General features: G+C 42.9%; 15 protein-coding genes. 7 read left to right on the top strand and 8 right to left on the bottom strand.

Annotation, left to right across the window (positions count from 1 at the left end; translation table 11 throughout):
- Positions 1–105: 105 nt before the first annotated feature.
- From MHH89_RS23090 to MHH89_RS23100, 3 genes are read left to right on the top strand one after another with little or no spacing between them, the layout of a single operon-like run.
- On the top strand, positions 106–897 hold the full coding sequence (locus tag MHH89_RS23090; protein WP_076126909.1) for a nucleotidyltransferase domain-containing protein: 792 nt from the start codon (positions 106–108) through the stop codon (positions 895–897).
- Positions 898–922: 25 nt separating this feature from the next.
- A complete protein-coding gene (locus MHH89_RS23095) occupies positions 923–2,188 on the top strand; it encodes a class I SAM-dependent methyltransferase (protein WP_076310082.1) in 1,266 nt (421 codons plus the stop codon).
- 3 nt (positions 2,189–2,191) lie between these two features.
- The gene (locus MHH89_RS23100; protein ID WP_312150999.1) at positions 2,192–4,777 is read left to right on the top strand and encodes a metallophosphoesterase; all 2,586 of its coding nucleotides are present in this window, start codon (positions 2,192–2,194) and stop codon (positions 4,775–4,777) included.
- A 214-nt stretch (positions 4,778–4,991) separates the two neighbouring features.
- Here the strand turns inward: MHH89_RS23100 and MHH89_RS23105 are convergent, their stop codons facing one another.
- From MHH89_RS23105 to MHH89_RS23115, 3 genes are all read right to left on the bottom strand, one after another.
- Complete coding sequence (locus MHH89_RS23105) at positions 4,992–7,373, bottom strand: GH36-type glycosyl hydrolase domain-containing protein (RefSeq protein ID WP_076192607.1); 2,382 nt, start codon at positions 7,371–7,373, stop codon at positions 4,992–4,994.
- A gap of 215 nt (positions 7,374–7,588) precedes the next feature.
- Positions 7,589–8,197: a zf-HC2 domain-containing protein gene (locus tag MHH89_RS23110; RefSeq protein WP_076126916.1), complete on the bottom strand. Its 609-nt coding sequence runs from the start codon at positions 8,195–8,197 to the stop codon at positions 7,589–7,591.
- Positions 8,194–8,676, bottom strand: coding sequence for an RNA polymerase sigma factor (locus MHH89_RS23115; RefSeq protein ID WP_036687188.1), 483 nt, complete (start codon positions 8,674–8,676; stop codon positions 8,194–8,196). Before MHH89_RS23115 ends, MHH89_RS23110 begins: the two co-directional genes overlap by 4 nt.
- Before the next feature lie 205 nt (positions 8,677–8,881).
- On the opposite strand from MHH89_RS23115, the gene MHH89_RS23120 reads away from it, so the two are divergent.
- Complete coding sequence (locus MHH89_RS23120; RefSeq protein ID WP_036687189.1) at positions 8,882–9,223, top strand: nitrous oxide-stimulated promoter family protein; 342 nt, start codon at positions 8,882–8,884, stop codon at positions 9,221–9,223.
- A 48-nt stretch (positions 9,224–9,271) separates the two neighbouring features.
- On the opposite strand, the gene MHH89_RS23125 is transcribed toward MHH89_RS23120, so the two are convergent.
- From MHH89_RS23125 to guaD, 5 genes are all read right to left on the bottom strand, one after another.
- Positions 9,272–10,423, bottom strand: a complete 1,152-nt coding sequence (locus MHH89_RS23125) for a glycosyltransferase (protein ID WP_076127071.1) — start codon at positions 10,421–10,423, stop codon at positions 9,272–9,274.
- A 269-nt stretch (positions 10,424–10,692) separates the two neighbouring features.
- Positions 10,693–11,772, bottom strand: coding sequence for a saccharopine dehydrogenase (locus MHH89_RS23130; RefSeq protein ID WP_076310080.1), 1,080 nt, complete (start codon positions 11,770–11,772; stop codon positions 10,693–10,695).
- 98 nt (positions 11,773–11,870) lie between these two features.
- On the bottom strand, positions 11,871–12,191 hold the full coding sequence (locus MHH89_RS23135) for an ArsR/SmtB family transcription factor (RefSeq protein WP_076126921.1): 321 nt from the start codon (positions 12,189–12,191) through the stop codon (positions 11,871–11,873).
- 328 nt (positions 12,192–12,519) lie between these two features.
- Positions 12,520–13,872 (bottom strand): uracil-xanthine permease family protein, encoded by a 1,353-nt coding sequence (locus tag MHH89_RS23140; protein WP_076126923.1) that lies wholly within the window; start codon positions 13,870–13,872, stop codon positions 12,520–12,522.
- Between the two features lie 38 nt (positions 13,873–13,910).
- Positions 13,911–15,275, bottom strand: coding sequence for a guanine deaminase (gene guaD, locus MHH89_RS23145; RefSeq protein ID WP_076310079.1), 1,365 nt, complete (start codon positions 15,273–15,275; stop codon positions 13,911–13,913).
- A gap of 311 nt (positions 15,276–15,586) precedes the next feature.
- On the opposite strand from guaD, the gene MHH89_RS23150 reads away from it, so the two are divergent.
- From MHH89_RS23150 to MHH89_RS23160, 3 genes are all read left to right on the top strand, one after another.
- The gene (locus tag MHH89_RS23150) at positions 15,587–15,775 is read left to right on the top strand and encodes a hypothetical protein (protein WP_036687195.1); all 189 of its coding nucleotides are present in this window, start codon (positions 15,587–15,589) and stop codon (positions 15,773–15,775) included.
- Between the two features lie 87 nt (positions 15,776–15,862).
- Positions 15,863–16,585, top strand: coding sequence for a GntR family transcriptional regulator (locus tag MHH89_RS23155; protein WP_076126926.1), 723 nt, complete (start codon positions 15,863–15,865; stop codon positions 16,583–16,585).
- A 293-nt stretch (positions 16,586–16,878) separates the two neighbouring features.
- Complete coding sequence (locus tag MHH89_RS23160) at positions 16,879–19,260, top strand: phosphoketolase family protein (RefSeq protein WP_175618986.1); 2,382 nt, start codon at positions 16,879–16,881, stop codon at positions 19,258–19,260.
- Positions 19,261–19,304: the final 44 nt, after the last annotated feature.

Genomic DNA, 19,304 nt, shown 5'->3' on the forward strand with positions numbered 1-19,304 from the left:
GAAGATGAGCGAAGATAGATCCATGAAGCCAAAGCAATTCTGATGAGGCGTTCGAATAGTAACAAGGGTAGAGAATAGGGAAGTAACCGATCTGGAGGGATGAAGATGGATCCTATAAACAAGCTTATCCGTGAGCAGCTGGAACAGATTGAACAGGAGGAGCAAGTTACAATATTGTATGCCTGCGAATCAGGTAGCCGGGCGTGGGGATTCCCATCGCAGGACAGTGATTATGATGTGAGATTTATTTATCTGCATAAACCGGAATGGTATCTATCTATTTTTGATAAGCGGGATGTGATCGAGCGTCCTATTAACAATATGCTTGATATCAATGGCTGGGATTTGCGGAAAGCACTGAATTTATTTCGGAAGTCTAATCCACCGCTGCTGGAGTGGCTGCAATCACCCATTCAATATGCAGAAAAGTACAGTACAGCAGAGAAGCTTAGAAGCATTTCCCCGTACACATTTTCACCGAAGTCTTGTATGTACCATTACTTAAACATGGCAAGAGGGAACTACCGTGATTATTTGCAAGGCGAACAGGTCAAGATCAAAAAGTACTTTTATGTACTTCGTCCCGTTCTAGCCTGTGAATGGACTCACCGATATGGAGAGATGCCGCCGATGGAGTTCGATGTACTGGTAGAGCGGCTTATTCCGCAGGATGAAGAGCTGTGGCAGGTGATTCAGCAATTGCTGGCACGAAAAAAATCCGGTGAGGAACTAGACTACGAGCCGCAGCTAACCGCGATTAACGATTATTTAGAAGAACAGTTCCAAGTGTTGGATAAGGTGGCGGCGTCCTTGAATGCTAAGGAGAACAACAGAGATCATCAGCTGGATGCTCTATTTCGAGAAGCTTTACAGGAAGTATGGGGACGGGCCCTATAGAAAGATTGATAGGAGGAAGATGGTAGTGGCTATTGTACAACTGAAATCTACGAATCCAAAATTCACTTTTTTAATTAAAAAAAATCCAGTGACAGGTATGCAGCTTCGTCTGGTTCGTCAGGGATTGGCTTATGGATGGTATTCTGATGAGGCAACTTATAACGTTTATTTTAAGGACGCAGATAACGATATATCCTACAAGCAGAACGGAAGCGAGAGCTTTGAGTATTTAAATGTCTCCCGGTTTAATACACCTCTATTTCCGCTTAATGCGGTCAATGAGTTTTTCTCTACACCCTTTAAATCCCAGGATGAACGGGATGCGGAAGGATATGAGCATTCTTTTTTCATCAATATGGTTCAGGTTGAGCGGATACACTATATTGAATTTTTCCAAAAGCATTTAAAGGGATATACCTTCTCCTTGCAGCATCAGGCACATAAGAGCTATTCCCTGACGATTACCACACATAAAAGCTTGTATCACCTCTTACATGTTGTTGGTGTGCTGTCCTTGTTCTTATCCATATTTGGGGATGAGTACATAGATATTTCGGATGCTATTTTGGATAAATATATCCGCAGCCTTAACGTCATTGATGCACCTTTTTATATAAGAAGTCTATTTGCAAGGAATTTCCTTACCTCTAAGGAACGGTTCAAGCGATATAAAGCCTCCATCGAACAAACAGACCAGTATTCTATTGGGCTGGAGTATGGCGGTACTGCGATGCAGCGGCGTACTTTTATTTCGAGTGTGCTTCCATTCAATAAGCCGATTCTGGACATCGGCTGCGGAGAAGGTTTCTATGCAATTCCGTTTGCCGGAAAAATAGAGAGCACCTATTATGCGGTAGATATAGCCGAGGCGTTGCTGGAGGTTGTGAATCGGAAAGCGAAAGCTAAGGACATTGATAACATTGCAACCTTTGGCTCACTGGACCATTTTCTGGAGTCGTACAATGGGGAGCAGGTTGATGTGATTCTAACAGAAGTTGTAGAGCACATGAGTGAGGGTGAAGCGGCAGAGCTTATTCAGCAAATAATCGGTAATGTGAATTTTCAACAGCTTATTGTGACGACACCAAATGCTGATTTCAATCGTTACTATGAGCTGGAAGGATTCCGGCATGAAGATCACAAGTGGGAAATGGGACAGGAAGCGTTCGTGCAATGGGTTTTGGATACGGTTCAAGGTTTAGCAGTCGAGGTTGAATATTTGATGGTTGGTGACCGGGTTGGCGAGATCCGTACGACGCAATGCGCTATTGTGCGAAGAAAGGAGGAGTAGACAGTGGAAATTCAAACGCGTGTACATACCATATTTCTGCTTGTAGGAGCAACGGAATGCGGGAAATCAACTTTTGCTAAAGAAGTTCTGATCCCGCAGTTAAAACTAGAGGATGCCTCCAAAGGTTTACGTACGAATGTGCAGTATTTATCCTCGGATAGTATCCGCCAGGAGATATTGGGCTACGACTATGATAAGTATGATCAGGTTATGCTGGAGGCGAGTTCGCATACCTTTCAATTATTGTTTGAGAGATTGAAGTTAGTCACTTCTTTTCCGATTAATGCGGAGTTTGTGGTGATGGATACCATTGGGCTATCCGAAGATTACCGTAGTAAAGTCCGTGAGATCGCCGGGCAAAATAATTACAATCTGGAGGTTATTCTGTTTGATTACCGTAAACGGGAGGATTACTACGTCTCGGAGCGCTCGAAGAAGCTGATCTCCAATCATTTAAACCGGCTGAGAAAAGAAATCCTGCCTGTTCTGTCACGGGAAGGTTACAACAAGATTCATAAAGTGCGTGCTAAAGATTTTATTCTCGAGGGTGAAGGGATAGCTAACCCGGACTACCGGGTGATTATACAGGATTGGGATACTTACGCATCTACGGTACTTCTACAAGCACAAGAGTATATTGTGGTTGGGGATGTTCATGAGTGCGTCGAAGAGCTTCAGGGACTTTTACGTAATTACGGCTACAGGGTGCACGAAGGTAAGTTAAGTGCAACAGATAAGCTCAGTAACACACGAGTCATTCTTGCTGGTGACTGGATTGATAAGGGCAAAAAGACACGGGAGACGATTGAGTTCTTATTTGATAACCGCGAGCATTTCCTATTTGTTATGGGCAATCACGAGAACTTTGTATACAAGTACGTAAAGGGTGAGATTCAAGGAACCGATCCGGAACTGCTAAGAACGTACTTTGATTCCACCCAAGTGCTTAAGGAGGATACCGCGCTTTTTAGTAAATTTTCGGCTTTAGTGGAGCAATCTCAGCCCTTTTACCGCTATATAGGTATGCAAGGTCCTTCTTTTTATGTTACTCATGCTCCTTGCCGTAATAAGTACATTGGTAAGCTGGATACGAATTCACTACGCCATCAGCGTAACTTTCGGCTGGATCGTGAGGTTTCCTTTGAGGAACAGCTTGATTTCCTAAAGCAAGAGGCTGTGAGTAATCACCCCTTTCATCTCTTCGGACATATTGCAGCCAAGCAGACTTTTCGGATCAAAAACAAACTCCACCTCGACACAGGGAGTGCGCAGGGTAATGAACTAACTTCTGTTCGCATGTCGTTTAAACCTTTCTATAAAAGTCAAAAATCGCATGTGACTACGGTGCACGAAGAGCTACCTATCCTGTTCCGGGAACAGCAAACCGTATCCTTGTTAGAGCTTGATTACGAGTCTGTGCGCAGACTGCAGTATTCCTCGCAGAACCGGGTCAACTTCATCTCCGGGACGATGTCACCTGCGGATAAGGATATGGCTGCCGGTGAGCTTGAGTCTCTGCGAAAAGGGTTGGATTATTTTGCCGAGCGTCGTATATCTGAAGTCGTCCTGCAGCCTAAATATATGGGATCACGCTGTAGTGTGTACCTTTACCGGGATATAGAGCAGTGTTACGCAATTAGCCGGAACGGCTACAAGGTTAAGGCGGTCGATCTGACGCCTATCTACGAACAACTGCTGCATAGATTCGGAACCTATATGGCTGAGCAGGGGATCCGTGTGCTTTTACTGGATGGCGAGCTGCTGCCTTGGAAAGCGCTGGGGGATGGGTTAATTGAGCGTCAGTTCCGGCCGATTAGCAAGGCGCTGGAGACAGAACTGGATTTCTTAAGACAATATGGATTTGAGGAGTCACTGGGTAAACTGATACAGGATTTTGAAGCAAGCGGGTTTGAACAAGACCAGCACCATATGTCGAAAGAGGCGCTTAACAACAACTATGGGTCTCATGTTTATCAGACTTTTAAGTATGTCCGTGACATAAGAGAATCGTATGTAGATCTTGACCAGCGTGAGGAAGCTTACAGAGTATACAAGCAGCAACTGGAGTTGTATGCGGGTGATGCAGAATTAGCGTACAAACCTTTTGCAATCCTGAAGGAAGTACTGGAGAATGGTGCTGAACGGGTACCTGACGGTAAAACCTCCGAATTATACAGGTTCTTAAATGATGATGAATCTCTGGTTTTGGACTTGAAAGAGCCTGATGCCTACATCAGAGCAGAGGAGTATTTCGCAAAGATAACGGTAGAGAAACATATGGAGGGAATTGTAATCAAACCGGAGCAAGAACAGCAGGGGGTAGTCCCATACATGAAGGTCCGCAATCCGGGCTACCTGTCGATCATCTACGGGTACGACTACAAGTTTCCACATAAGTATGCCAAGCTGATGAAACAGAAGAATATCGCTCCTAAGCTTCGGACGTCCTTAATCGAACACCGGCTGGGCAGACAAATGCTAGAAGTGAAGCTGGATGAGATCTCGTCTGACAACGAGGACTACAAGCAAATTGCAGCAAACCTGTTATTCGAGGTAACGAAAGAGAAAGAGATCGACCCGAGGTTGTAGAGGATTGTTACAGGCGAAGAAACTTGGTTTGCCAATTATGAGAATGAGTTCAGGCTGTCGGGAAGGTCCCGGCAGTCTTTTTTTCGTCAATTGTATCCAGCTCAATCGCGGTCATAGAGCCGGAAGGCAAGTGTACAAGCCTCGTTCTAATTGTAAAAACAGGAGGACGCACCTTATCGGGTCCGTCCTCCTATCTATTCCTCATAAATACGCCTTAACCCATAATAACGAGCACGTTGTTTTCTGGCGCCATTTTGGCCACTGGGATCAGGTTGCCTTGAATTTCTTCACCGTTAATAACGATATGGGTAACCCCTTTTTGTACACCCTTCTTGTTCTCCACCTGGATGTTCAGCTTCTTCCCACGGAATTCCCGGACCATGGAAAAGTCTGTCCAGTCGGAAGGAACACACGGGTTGAGGCGAAGGCCATCAAATTGCGGTTGAACCCCCATAATGCCTTCCACCAAGGAGACCATCACGGTTGAAGCGGTGCCGGTCAGCCAGTGGACATGCGCCCGGCCTTGATATGGGCTGTCCTTGGACTCGACAAACTGGCCATGTACATAAGGCTCGAGTTTACGGATTTCAGCCTTATCGTTCATGCTGGCCGGACTGCAATTCAGGAAGTATTCGAACGCGCGCCCACCGTTGCCGATCATGGTTTCCGCCAGAATGAGCCATCCCTGCGGCTGGCTGAAGATGCCGCCGTTTTCCTTAGTTGAGGCGTTGAAAAGAGCCATCAACGCTACTGGCAAACCGTATTCACGGAACGGAGGGTAGAATAACATAGTGCCGTAATCGGTCCGCAGATTCTCATACACTTTGTCCATGGCGAGCTTCGCCTGATCCGGGCGGGCTGCACCGCTTAATACGGCCCAGCTTTGCGGATTGAGCCAGATCTTGGCTTCATCATTTTCCCAGGAGCCGATGGTATAGTTGTCTTCGGTAAATCCGCGGACGAATTGATCGTTCTCCCAAGCGTGTTTTTGAATGTTATCGTCCAGCTCATCAAGCAGGCCCTGCGCCCATTGAATATCTTCAGGCTTGTTCTTATTTTGTGCGATTTCCATGAATACCTTGAATGCCATATACAGCTGGAATGCGACGAACAACGACTCACCCTTGGCTCCAAGCCGTAGGCAATCGTTCCAGTCGGCATGAAGCCCAACCGGCATGCCGTGTGCGCCCATACGATCCAGACTGAACTGAAGTGCCTGGCGCAAATGCTCGTACACTGTGCCCTCGCCTTTATCCGAATAAGGGATTATTTCATCTGTGAAATCCCAGTTGCCACTTTCATTCAAGTATTTAATGACGGTTGGGAACAGCCATAAAGCGTCATCAGCCCGATAATGGGGGTGACCGGTTTCCCGCACGTATTCTGGATCATCCGGTGTGCCCTCATGCCCAGGATTGTGATCAAATTTCACCAACGGAAGTCCACCGCCGTTGGAAACCTGGGCGGATATCATCAGTCTTAGACGTTCAAGGGCCATCTCATGATCCAGATGAATGATGCCTTGAATATCCTGCACGGTATCCCGATATCCGAGTCCATTACGAAGACCGGAGTATTGGAAGGAGGCTGCACGTGACCAGATGAAAGTGATAAAGCATTGATATGCATTCCAAGTGTTGATCATGTTGTTCAGGTTATCGCTTGGTGTCTGGACTTGGAAGCGGTTAAGTTTGCTGTGCCAGAATGCTTTTAACTCTTCGAGTTCTTTATCTACCACGGACAAGTCCTTATAATGGCTGAGAATTTCGGAAGCGCCTTTCTCATCATACTGTCCCAGTAGAAATACGATTTCTTTCTCTTCTCCCGGCTGTAAATCTACGTTAATCTGCAGGGCCCCGCAGGAGTTAGTATTGTAGTTTAATGAATTGGAGCATTGGCCGTTCTCAACAGAGGCCGGATTGCCATAACTGCGGTAATCGCCTAGGAACGTATCCCGGTCACCGTCATAAGCGGTAACTTCTGCACCTGCAGCGCCGAAGAATCTCCAGGTTTGTTCTTCGGGGGTGTTTTCATTGATGACTTGAAGGATCATATTATTTTTATAGTAGGTCCGTGAAATAAACAGAGTGTACTGAAGGTTGACGGTATCCTGCTCATAGTTGTTATTGTTGGTTAATTCAACAAATCCGAAGAGAGCCAGCTTGCGTGCTTTGGAGCCATCATTGCGCACCTTCATGCGCCACACCTCATAGGTTTTGTTCAGTGGTACATAATATAATGATTCTGTATGGATGTTATCGTAGTCCGAGACAATGTTCGTGTATCCGGTTCCATGATGGCATACCGACTTATATTGCTCCAGATCTTTACCCACTGGCTGCCAAGAGCCGGACCAATAATCCCCGTTCTCCAAATCTCTCACGTAAATATAGCGTCCGGGCTCGTCCTTAGAGTTGAAGTGGTAGCGGATATGCCGCCCATTTGCGCCAGACTTTACAAAGCTATAGCCGCCTGCGTTACCTGAGATGATTGCACCGTATTCCGGCGAGCCGAGGTAATTCGCCCAAGGGGCAGGCGTATTCGGCTTGGTAATGAGGTATTCCTTGTTTTTTCCATCAAAATAACCATATTGCATGACCATTCCTCCTATTAAGTGGTTAATGGGCCGATCTATAAACGCGCGTTCACAAAGAGGTGAAATATCCATGTGTAATTTTATTATAAGATACTTTTAGTAAATCGATAACCCTATATTTTAGCGAAAAAACGAACAAAAATGCTAACTTTTTAAGTAGGTTGCAAAGCGAAAGACACCTTAAAAGGTGTCTTTATTTATTTTAGCGGCAATGTCTACTCCACTAAAACACCATTAACAAACGTCATAGTTTTATCTTTGAATTCAAGAATAAACTTGTTTGGAAAATCTAGATCAGTATGAATCTCCGTCCCCAACATAACTTTTTTGCCCACATCATCAAAGGGATTATGAAGTAAACCTCTAGGCGTATACCTAGTTTCAGAACCGATTACATTATTATTCTCATCGCGGATAAATTTGGTTTTTCCTGAGAACACGAGGTCCTTGCCATTTTCCAAAGTTAGATGAACTTCCAAACGATCCTTTGTCTTCTGATAATCTATGACTACATCTTTAGAGGATACAGGGAAACCGATAACAAAAAGTCCAATAAGGGCTGTAGCCAGTATGAGTACCGATAAGACGGAAAAAATGAGAGTTTTTATATTCTTTTTTTTCACTTTTTTAAAATAATTGAGTTTGTTAACTTCCTCTTTATCAATAATAGGCACACTTAGATTTGCTGTGGCGGTCATTTCATTATAGGATTGAAGGCAGCTTTCACAGGATTGCAGGTGTTTTTCGATTTCTTCGTTACTATGTACAGAGGTTAGCTTTTCAATATAGGAAGGTAATAAATCCTGAATGATCTCGCATTTCATGAAGATCTTCCTTTCATTAATTTTTGTTTTCCACGGTAAAAGGTAACTCTTGCCCAGGTCTCATCTCTGCCAAGAATTTCGCCGATTTCCCGAAAACTGAATTCTCCGGTCAAACGCAGATATAATACTTCTTTGGTGTTTGGATCAAGTAAATGAAGTTGTTTAAATAAATCCATTTTGTCCTGAGCAAAAATGAACTGGGATTCTGTTGAATTTGCGTTAGCCAAAGGAGCGTCTTCTAATTCCTCAGACTTCCGCTTGCGCTGCTTGTCCAGCTCCTGATACCACACATGTTTAGCAATTTGACAAAGCCAAACGTATACTTTGCAGGTTCCATCGTATTTATCTATCGATTTTATAGCTCTATAAAAAGTTTCTTGGGTGATTTCTTCTGCTAGCAAGTGATTATGACAAAAGCTAAATACGAATTTATATACTTGGGTTGAATATTCCCTGTATAATTGCTCGTTGTCCTGCATCCATTCACCTCCTCAAGTTATATATCCGTAAAAAGCTATAAACGTTACAAGTTTTTTAAAAATAAATTTGATTTATAAAATAATCGCTTTCAACCCCGGTATGTGAGGGAATTAAGGAGGTTCAGCGTTAAGGCTGGTTTCACAGTTGGTTTACCCTTTATAATTACATGAGATCTTATTGTACAAGTTACAAGGGGGTTCATATATGATAACAAAGGTAAACCGGCAGTTAAATGAGGGTCCTAAAATTCAAAAAGAACAAGAGCTTGTTACCAAAATGATTCGTATATATTGTAAGAAAAAACATCATCATAAAGGCTTTTGTGAGGAATGTCAGGAATTAAACGAGTATGCGCTGAAGAGGTTAGCCTATTGTAAGTTTGGTGAAGAGAAAACAGCTTGTGCCAAATGTCCTGTTCATTGTTACAAACCGGATTATCGCCAAAGAATTAAAGGGGTTATGCGTTTTTCTGGTCCGTGGATGCTGCTCTATCACCCCATTGAGTCGATTAGGCATATTCCGCTACCTAATAAATTGAGAAAATAAGTAAAAACCGGACATCATTTGATGCCCGGTTTAATGTATTTTTAGGTATTATTCTCCCAGCTTTTCAGCCTTCACCAAAATCTCTCGCAAAACACGGGCAACCCGGCTTTTTCTTCTCTTTACTTTTACACTTATCCGTCTTAACGACTCTTGGTATACGGCGGTATCATTGGGTTCATAGAGCTGTTTGGCGGCAATCCGTAACGTCCTTCTCATTAATATTGCTGATGAACGTGTTGACTTCGTTCGGTATCCTCTGCGCAAGACCCGTATAGTATGTTTGTATTTCTCCAGGTCTTCGTTTGGAGGAACAAGGGCGAACAGATTTAGGGAGGAGTCATTGAACCCGTAGCTTTTGAACATGATTTTTAGATTCTCAATATTTATGAGATTTCCTCTGAAGTGGGTTGGATGTTCTTGGTGAACGCCGACAACTTCTTTGATGCTGTGAAAAGGGATTTTTAATCGATGCAGTCGATACCCAAGATCCCAATCTTCGAGTCCATAGAGGATAAACTGTTCATTAAAACCTCCAGCCCGTGTTAATTGGCTGCGTCTTATGGACACACAACGTGTGACGAGTAACATCCAAGGGGCTACATCTGTGCTGGCAAATTGCTTTTTAGTATTTGGAGGAACTCTTGAGGCAAAGGTGACTTTTGATAACGTCTCCGTCTGCTGAAGGATATCATTGGGTGTGATTATTGGGATAATTTCAGTCGCTGATTCGAAGTCAGGATTCCATAAGTTAGAAGGCGAAAGTGTATTGCGGCAATGTTCTTTTTCTTCAGGAGAAAAGTCTGGGTAGTAGTGGGTATAAGCGTCATCCCATGAGTGTGGAATACCTGAAATTATCGACTTAGGATATTTACGGTGATACTGGTTTACGATCCTAATGAATTCAGGGAATACCAGAAAATCAGCATCGCAGAAGATGACGTATTTCCCTTTTGCCTGACTCAGCCCCAAATTTCTTACGGCAGAACGGCCGCGTTGTTCCTGCTGAGCCACATAAAGAAGCGGATAAGAAGTTTGAAAGCTTTCGACCATTTCCTTAGTACCATCTGTAGAACCGTCATCTGCGACGATTACCTCGAACCGATCCTTCGGATAGGTCTGTGTCTCGAATGAAGTGAGTGTAAGTAGCAGCTGCTGAAGTCGGTTATAGGTTGGAATTATGATGCTGTAACGGATAGCCAGAATGATCACCCCCACCATTTAATAAAAGTCCTTGAATAGGATAAATAATAACAATATATTCAGGGACTTTAGCCTGGTCTAGTCAAACGCCTTTAAGGGTGGAAATAGGCAGGGGACAGGGTTTAGCACGAATCAAAGATTTTATCTTTTTGTGAACTTACCTAGCTCCGTCTCATCTCTATTGTAAAGAACCCGCTAAATTAGCGGGTTCTTTACTGTCTGTGCGCTTAATTGTAGTAGACAGAATGCTCGGTATATGTGAAGTGCTATTAGTGAGATATAAGAACCCCATATTGTTTAAAAAAGTTGGTGATTTCAGAGATGTCCATCCGTTCATCAGGTAGATCTTCTGGATAATAAATGCCTGGGACCCATGGTTCTTCCTTTGATATCCGCAATAGCTTTTCTGCTTGGACAGCAGCTCCCAAAGCGGTAAGATGAGTCTGACCAAGCGGGTCAGAAATCGCTATTGTCCGTTCAACCCAGTGCCCATTATGATCCAGACCCTTTAGATGAATAAGGATATGATGTGCACTGCCAGTACCAGGATTGTAGAGCAGTCTTCGTCTAAGCGAACGGAATCGGTCCCCGCTGATCATCTTCCATATTCCGCTGTTAACTAGTCCGACAAGGATGGAGGTGGAGGCTTTGCTGTCGAAGGAGATGCGGAAGCTGGCGGAGTCGATATTCTCAGCTGTTGGCAAGGTGACATGATCTGGGGTGTCAAGCCGATAGCATTTTGCTGTATATCCATCTGGAAATTGGACTTTGATGGGGTCAGTCATTGGAAATACAAGACGTTTTCCCCCCCGTTCTGTAATATGGAATGGAATGGTCATACGATCCATGTACGCCGCGGAGTCGGGTCCTGCTTTGTCACGTAGAGAGTACAACGCGTGAATATCAACGGCGACGTTTTGAAGCGTGGCCGAGTGCAGCATGGCGAACAGCGAAGCAGTTCCCGCCATCCATCCCGAAGAAAGCACGATAGGAGCATAGAGGTCTGCTTTTTCTAACTTTGTGATTGATTGTTGGAATATCTCTGTCCAGCGAGTAAGATCGATCAGTGGGATTTTTCTTCTAACTGCAGACATAAGTAGCCGATCCTGCAGATCGTTGACGGAATTGATGATTAGCGATACATTATCGCCTGCATAAAGCAGTGGATCATCCGCATTATTATCAACTACGACTGTTTGTACCCGTGTGGACTCAAAAGGTGCTGCTTTTTGCGGTGACCTTCCTCCCAATATAATCTCGAGATCGGGATGTCGATCGTGTAATATTTGAGCAATTTGTCTGCCGACGGCACCGTATCCTCCTACAATAAGTACCTTTTTCCTATGCATATCTGCAACCTCCGTTTAAATGTTTATATGTTTAAGTTATTTAACATATTGCTTAAAAAAATAGGAATGACAAGTGCTAGTCAGGTTAATGGCATTAATTAGCACTGGCATTCCTCTTCAACGAAATGGACAAGTTGTTTCATAAGCGCTATCGCTTCGTCAAACTCAAGTCTGTAGAACATTTCCGTGCCCTTCTTCTGAACCTTAAGCAGCCCTGCTTGCCGTAATATTTTCAGATGATGAGAGACTGTAGGCCGGGACATGGGGATATGCTCTGCAATTTGGCTCACATTCATACTCTCTTTGTCGATCAGCAATGCAATGATTTGCTGACGTATAGGATCTCCCAAGCCTTGGAAATAGGGGCTTAAATTCTCGAAAATATGAATCGCCTTCTGATTACTATTAGATTCGTTCATAACTCCCTCCGTTATAATGTTTAATTGTTTAAACGTATCATAATATATTTCAGGGAATAATTCAATGCGTTGATAATCTCCGTTATTTTGGAGGAATCCTAGTTTATTAAATATAATCAAGGGACATATGGATATTTGTATTAAAATTGTGAGGTCATATGGTAAGGCGGTTTTATGGATGAACTCAAGTAAAAAATAATCATGTCCTTAAACAAAAGACACCTCGATGGGTGTCTTTTGTTTAAGGAATTCCAGAAGGTAGCATACAAAGCTCGGCTTATTCGCGGGGATAAAAAAGGATCAATAAGAGGCTGCTCCTTTTTATGTTCTATTTTCCACTAGGTAATAATTTATTCAATAAGATTGCTGCCAATGAAGCAGCTAGGATAGGTGAGCCTAATAAATACTGTACGAATGTAGGCAAAGAGTTCAAGTAGTCACCAGGAATGAGTACCAAAGCCAAGGTGATGATCATTGGTAAGGCAATAATGTACATTTCTTTTTCGCCGATGGTTACATTTTTCATTACTTGCACACCATTAATTGCGATGATGCCGCAGATGATGGCGAAGACGCCGCCGATTACAGCGGATGGAATGGAAGAGATCAAAGCGGCGAGTTTACCGGAACAACCAAAGAGGACAAACCATCCTCCTACAGCGAGAAAGACCCGGCGGCTGGCAACACCTGTAATGGAGATGATCCCTGCATTAGTTGAATAACCTGTAACAGGAGTCGAACCGAGCACAGAAGCAATAAGACAGCCAATTCCTTCTCCAATTACGCCTCGGTTAATATTTTTGTCTGTCAAAGGTTTATTGATTACATTGCTGACCGCAAACCAGGTGCCTGTTGTTTCAGCCAGCAGCACGATATAAATAATAACCATGGTGATAATAGCTGAAAAGTTGAAGGAAAAGCCGAAATCGACAAAAGCGATCCGCGGCATGCTAAACCACTTGGCACTACTTATCGCTGAGAAATCTAAAACGCCCATAATATTAGCGGAAATACATCCGACTACTAACGCCATCATTACGGAAAGAATTCGGAAGACAGATCCTTTATTACGGAACAAAGTACCGAGAACCACAAAAATAAGCAGTGTAGCACCTGAAATAAGGGCTAATAATACATTTTGATTAATTGAAGCCCCGGAGGCTCCGTAGATATTATCTCTGATCGCAACAGGCAATAAAGATAGACCTACAATGAAAATGATTGTGCCACCTACGATAGGCGGAATAAAGTTTTTAACGATTTTATTAAAAATCCCCGCATAACCCAAAATAATAACCAGGATGGCCCCGATTAAGCTGGCACCTAACACGGAGCTCCAACCGAGCTCTCCGCCACCACTAGCTGCATAAATACTGACGATCGCACCCAGCGGAACATAAGAAGGACCTTGAGCGATAGGCAGCTTCATACAGAAATAGGTTTGCACAATCGTTGCAAGTCCTGCGGCAATAAAGGTGGATTGGATTAACGCGCTGGACTGATTGGGCTGTAAGCCGATTAACATCGCAATAAGGAATGGCACTACATAGACATCCATAGCCAATACATGTTGAAAGCCGAGAATGACGGATTTACTAAATGAAACTTTTTCATCGGGTAGGACAGTTAGTAGCTGTGATTCCAAATGTGCTTGCTCTTGTACGTTTACTTGTGTTTTCACTCCGATGCCCACCTTAAGTTTTCTAGTTTAATTAATCTTTAACGCGAATGAACTTTTTCACCCTGTACCCAGACTTCACGGATATTTTCAGGTCTAGCCAGATACATTATCTTTTGAAAAATATCTTGCAAATCTTCATTCTCATCAAAGACGGGCAATTTCGCCGAGGGTACTTTCGTATCGATTATTTGAACATCCCATGCATAACCTTCTAGTAACCGGCCGATAGGTAAGCTTAAGCTTTCTCCGCCGCCAGCGGTAGCAAGATAAAAGGATTCATGGATCGTAATTCGCGATCCGGGTACTCCGCGGTTTTGTGCAGAAAGTGAGGGATTCACTCCATCCTCCAGCATTCTTGAAGACATAACGGCTTGTCTAATGTTGTCGAAGAGACTAGGTGAAAAACCTCCGGAAATATCAGAGCCTAAACCAATCTCAACGCCTTTGGCATGGAAGTCAGCGATCGGAATGACACTATTGGCAAAATACGCGTTGGATATCGGACAATGCGCAATAGCTGTTCCTGTCTCTGCAAACAAATTCACATCATCTTCATCTAAAAAATTACAATGTGCCATGACAGATTTATCACTGAGCAGACCAAAATCATGCAAGGCAAAAGCATCGTTCTTCTGGAACCGTTCTTGCACATAACCATGTGCCCAATCACTTTCACTACAGTGCGATTGCACATACGTATCATATTTAGCGGCTAGTTCTCCCAAGCCTTGTAAAGCCTCATTAGTGCAGCTTGGAATGAACCTTGGTGTCACTACTGGATAAACGCCTTGTTTAGTAGATTTAGCGAGTTCTTGTACAGCTAGTATAAATTCTTCCGTATCCACTAGTGCGGTGTGGGTGTCGGAGTCGCGGTAATTCTCAGGATTTCCCTGCGGATCGTCCATAACCACTTTTCCAACGAGTCCACGTTGTCCTTTTTCCGCACATATTTTAGCCAATAATAGACTGGCCTCTTTATGCACCGTTGCAAAATAAAGTGCTGTAGTGGTTCCGTTTGCGAGCAAAGTGCCAACCACGTCATCGTAGACTTTTTTTGCAAAAGCCAGGTCCGAGAATTTAGACTCCAGTGGGAAGGTATAAGTATTTAGCCAATCATAGAGCGGGATATCTAATGCAGTTCCAGATTGAGCCCATTGTGGCGCGTGGACATGCAGGTCGATAAAGCCGGGTAAAAAATACTGGCCTTCAGCTAATAAATGAAAATTGTCCTGACCTTGATAAGCATCAAGCAAGGGTTGATAGTCGGGGTGATCCGGTGCAACGATCATTTCTATCATCCCATCCGAATTGATACAGAAGAGATGATCCTTTAAAATTTGTATTTCTTTTGGGGATAGGCTAGAAAATGAAGTGCCTAGGAATATTTGCATATAATTTCTCATGATTTCCGCCTTAATGTTCGTCTTTTGGTGTGCATTCGTTATTATAATCCGTGAAAAAGGATAAGTCCAGACCAAAAGTCGAATAAAGGCGTAATTGACGGATAGGAGAAGCTGAGGAATTGAAAGCGAATATGACACATAGACGTCACGTTCGCTAGGCTAGAATACAGAAAAAGATAGAGGGAAGTAAAAAATGCTGATCGGCTTCGATTTCTTTACGGTTATAGGAAATGAATGCGGTTACTATCTTGTGATATAATAGATGAAATCGATCAATAGTTTGAGAAAATTGGATTAGGAGTGTTGCCTGGATGAGAAGATACAACATTTGGCGCCCGTTGATGTTAATTATTGTTGCTGTACTTACAAAAAGCTTGGTCACTAACCTGTGCATTTTGTTTGGTATGCAGGCTGAATCAGCAAGTAGTATGGGGACGCTGGGCATGGTCATTGCCGGTTTAGTGATGTACAATCGCATGACAAATCGCCGACGTAAATAAGCTGGCCGGATAGATTATAAACGTCTGGTTATTATGTTATAGTAAAGATTGAAATAAAACTTGTATCGACCTGAAAAGGAGTACTTCATGACACAGTTTGTCTACAAACAAATTATTGATGACTTAAAAATGAAAATTTTTGCTGGGCAGTTTCCCGATATGAAATTACCGGATGAACGAACGCTTAGTGAAACTTATCAAGTGAGTCGTAGTTCTATTAAAAGTGCTCTGACTAAAATGGCAAATGCCGGCATTATTTTTAAAAAGCGTGGCTCAGGGACATTTATAAATCCTTTATACATAAAAAATGAATCTATTTTTAACTACGAAGGCTCTAATTTAGGTGTCACCGACAATTTTCAAATGAATGGGAAGAAGCCAAAGATTAAAGTTTTGAAATTTGAGGTCATTCCACCAACGGAAGAACTACAACGGGATCTGTTTTTAGGCCCTCATGATTTTGTTTACAAAATCATTCGCTTACGTCTTTTTGATGATGAACCCTTTATGATTGAAACGGGTTATATCCCAATCAAAATCGTGCAGAATTTAAATCAGACCATTATTGAAGGATCTATCTTTAATTATTTGGAGGATTCACGAAATCTGGCGGTAACCAAATCCTTTTTATCGATATCCGCAGAACCCTCTGAGGCTACGGATCAAGAGCTGCTGCATTTGCAGGCAAATGAGCCAGTAAGCATTATGGAAGGGATTTTCTTTTTAGATAATGGCACGCCATTTGAATTCTCCCATATGCGCTTCCACTATAAATACTTAAAATTTAATACCTTTGTGTCCGTTCATTAAAAGTAAGACTGGGGAATTTTTCTCGGTCTTATTTTTTTTGTTTTGCGCAAAATAGATGAAGGATAAGGAGCAAATACCCCCGCAAACTTCAGTCCATATTTTTACATATATATTAATATTGACGTATTTTTACAGACAATTGACACTGTATTTCATACTATGTTCATATTTTCACAAAATTGGACCGTATCATTTGTTGAAAAGGTTGAATTAATTTTTCGCGGCGGTATGATGTACTTGTGGAAGAAATTACGGCAATGTAGACACAGAAAAAATTTTGGGGAGTGGAAGAAATGGTATTATCCATGGATGTTGATTACTCATCAAAAACTTATTTAGAGAAGCTTGATGCATACTGGCGCGCAACTAACTACATCTCTGTAGGTCAACTGTATTTGAAAGATAATCCGTTGTTAAGAGAACCGCTGAAAGAAGCAGACGTAAAGATTAAGCCCATTGGACACTGGGGAACTATTCCAGGCCAGAACTTTATTTATGCCCATTTGAATCGGGTCATTACTAAATATGATTTGAATATGTTCTACATCGAGGGCCCTGGTCATGGCGGTCAGGTTATGGTTTCGAACTCCTATCTCGATGGTAGCTATACTGAAATTTATCCGGAAATCACACAAGATATCCCAGGCCTGAAGAAATTGTTCAAACAATTCTCTTTCCCAGGTGGAGTTGCTTCCCATGCTGCCCCTGAAACACCTGGATCGATCCACGAAGGTGGCGAATTAGGTTATTCTCTATCCCATGGTGTAGGTGCAATTCTGGATAATCCAGATTTAATCTCCGCTGTTGTTATTGGTGATGGAGAGGCTGAAACTGGCCCATTAGCGGCTTCATGGTTCTCCAACCGGTTCATCAATCCAGTTACTGATGGTGCAGTTCTGCCGATCTTGCACTTAAATGGTTTCAAAATCAGTAACCCAACGATTCTGTCTCGTCAATCCAAAGAAGAAATTACTGCATACTTTAAAGGTATGGGTTGGGAACCGTTCTTCGTTGAAGGCGAAAATCCTGATCTAATGCATCCGGAAATGGCTAAGGTGCTTGATACCATCGTTGAAAGAATTGAAGCGATTCAAAAGAATGCACGTGACAACAATGACCTGACGCGTCCGGTTTGGCCAATGTTGGTCTTCCGTTCTCCTAAGGGCTGGACGGGTCCAAAGCAATGGGATGGTGTTCCGAATGAGAACTCTTTCCGTGCCCATCAGGTGCCGATTCCAGTGGATCAAAAAAATATGAAGCATGCTCCAGCGTTATTGGAGTGGATGAACAGCTATAGACCAGAAGAATTATTTGATGACAATGGTCGTCTGAACGCTGAACTTGCTGAGATTCTGCCAACTGGCGACAGACGTATGGGAATGAACCCAGTTACTAATGCTGGCAACCAAATTAAAGATCTAAACTTACCGAATTTCCGTAAGTTCGCACTTGATAATTCCAAACCAGGTGAAGTAATAGCACAAGATATGGCCGTTCTGGGTAAATACATGAAAGATGTTATCTCTCTGAACGAAGAGAACCGCAATTTCAGAATTTTCGGACCGGATGAAACAATGTCCAATCGTCTGGGACCTGTCTTTGAAGTGACGAAACGTCAATGGTTGGATCAAGTGATTGAGCCGAATGACGAATTCCTAGCTTCTTATGGCCGTGTTATCGATTCCCAATTGTCTGAACATCAGGCAGAAGGTTTGCTTGAAGGTTACGTATTGACAGGTCGCCATGGTTTCTTTGCAAGCTATGAAGCTTTCTTGCGTGTCGTGGATTCGATGATTACTCAGCATTTCAAATGGCTACGTAAAGCAACAGATCAAAGCTGGCGTGCGGATATTCCATCATTGAATGTGGTAGCAACTTCAACTGTATTCCAACAAGACCACAATGGTTACACTCACCAAGATCCAGGTTTGCTAGGTCACTTGGCTGATAAAAAACCAGAATTTATCCGTGAGTATTTGCCGGCTGATGCCAACTCCTTGCTGGCTGTCTTTGACACCGTCTTAAATGACCGTCAAAAAATTAACTTGATTGTTTCTTCCAAACATCCTCGTCCACAATGGTTCAGTGCGGATGAAGCACAAGAGCTGGTGGATAAAGGACTGAAGATTATTGACTGGGCAAGCACCGATCAAGGTGGAGAGCCTGATGTTGTCTTTGCTTCTGCAGGTACAGAACCAACTATCGAAAGCTTGGCTGCCATCTCTATCCTGCATGAAAAACTGCCGAACCTTAAAATTAGATATATCAACGTGGTAGACTTGTTGAAACTGAGAAGTCAAAAATTAGATCCGCGTGGCTTATCTGACGAAGAGTTTGATCAATTTTTCACAAAAGATAAACCAGTTATCTTCGCTTTCCATGGATATGAAGGTCTGATTAAAGACTTGTTCTTTGATCGCCATAACCATAACCTGCACGTACACGGATACCGCGAGAATGGCGATATCACAACACCATTCGATATGCGCGTATTGAATCAAATGGACCGCTTTGACTTGGCGAAGGAAGCTGTTCTGAGCTTGCCTAATGCTAACGACTATAAAGCGATCGCAGATGAAATGGATGCTATCGTTAAGAAACATCACCAATTCATTCGTGAAGAGGGTATTGATTTGCCAGAAGTAGAGAACTGGGTATGGAAAGCTTTGAAATAAGCGTATAGTCAGTACCATAGGAAGTAATACAAAAAGACACCTTT

The organism is Paenibacillus sp. FSL H7-0323, assembly GCF_038002725.1.
In the GTDB taxonomy this organism is placed as follows: domain Bacteria; phylum Bacillota; class Bacilli; order Paenibacillales; family Paenibacillaceae; genus Paenibacillus_AQ; species Paenibacillus_AQ odorifer.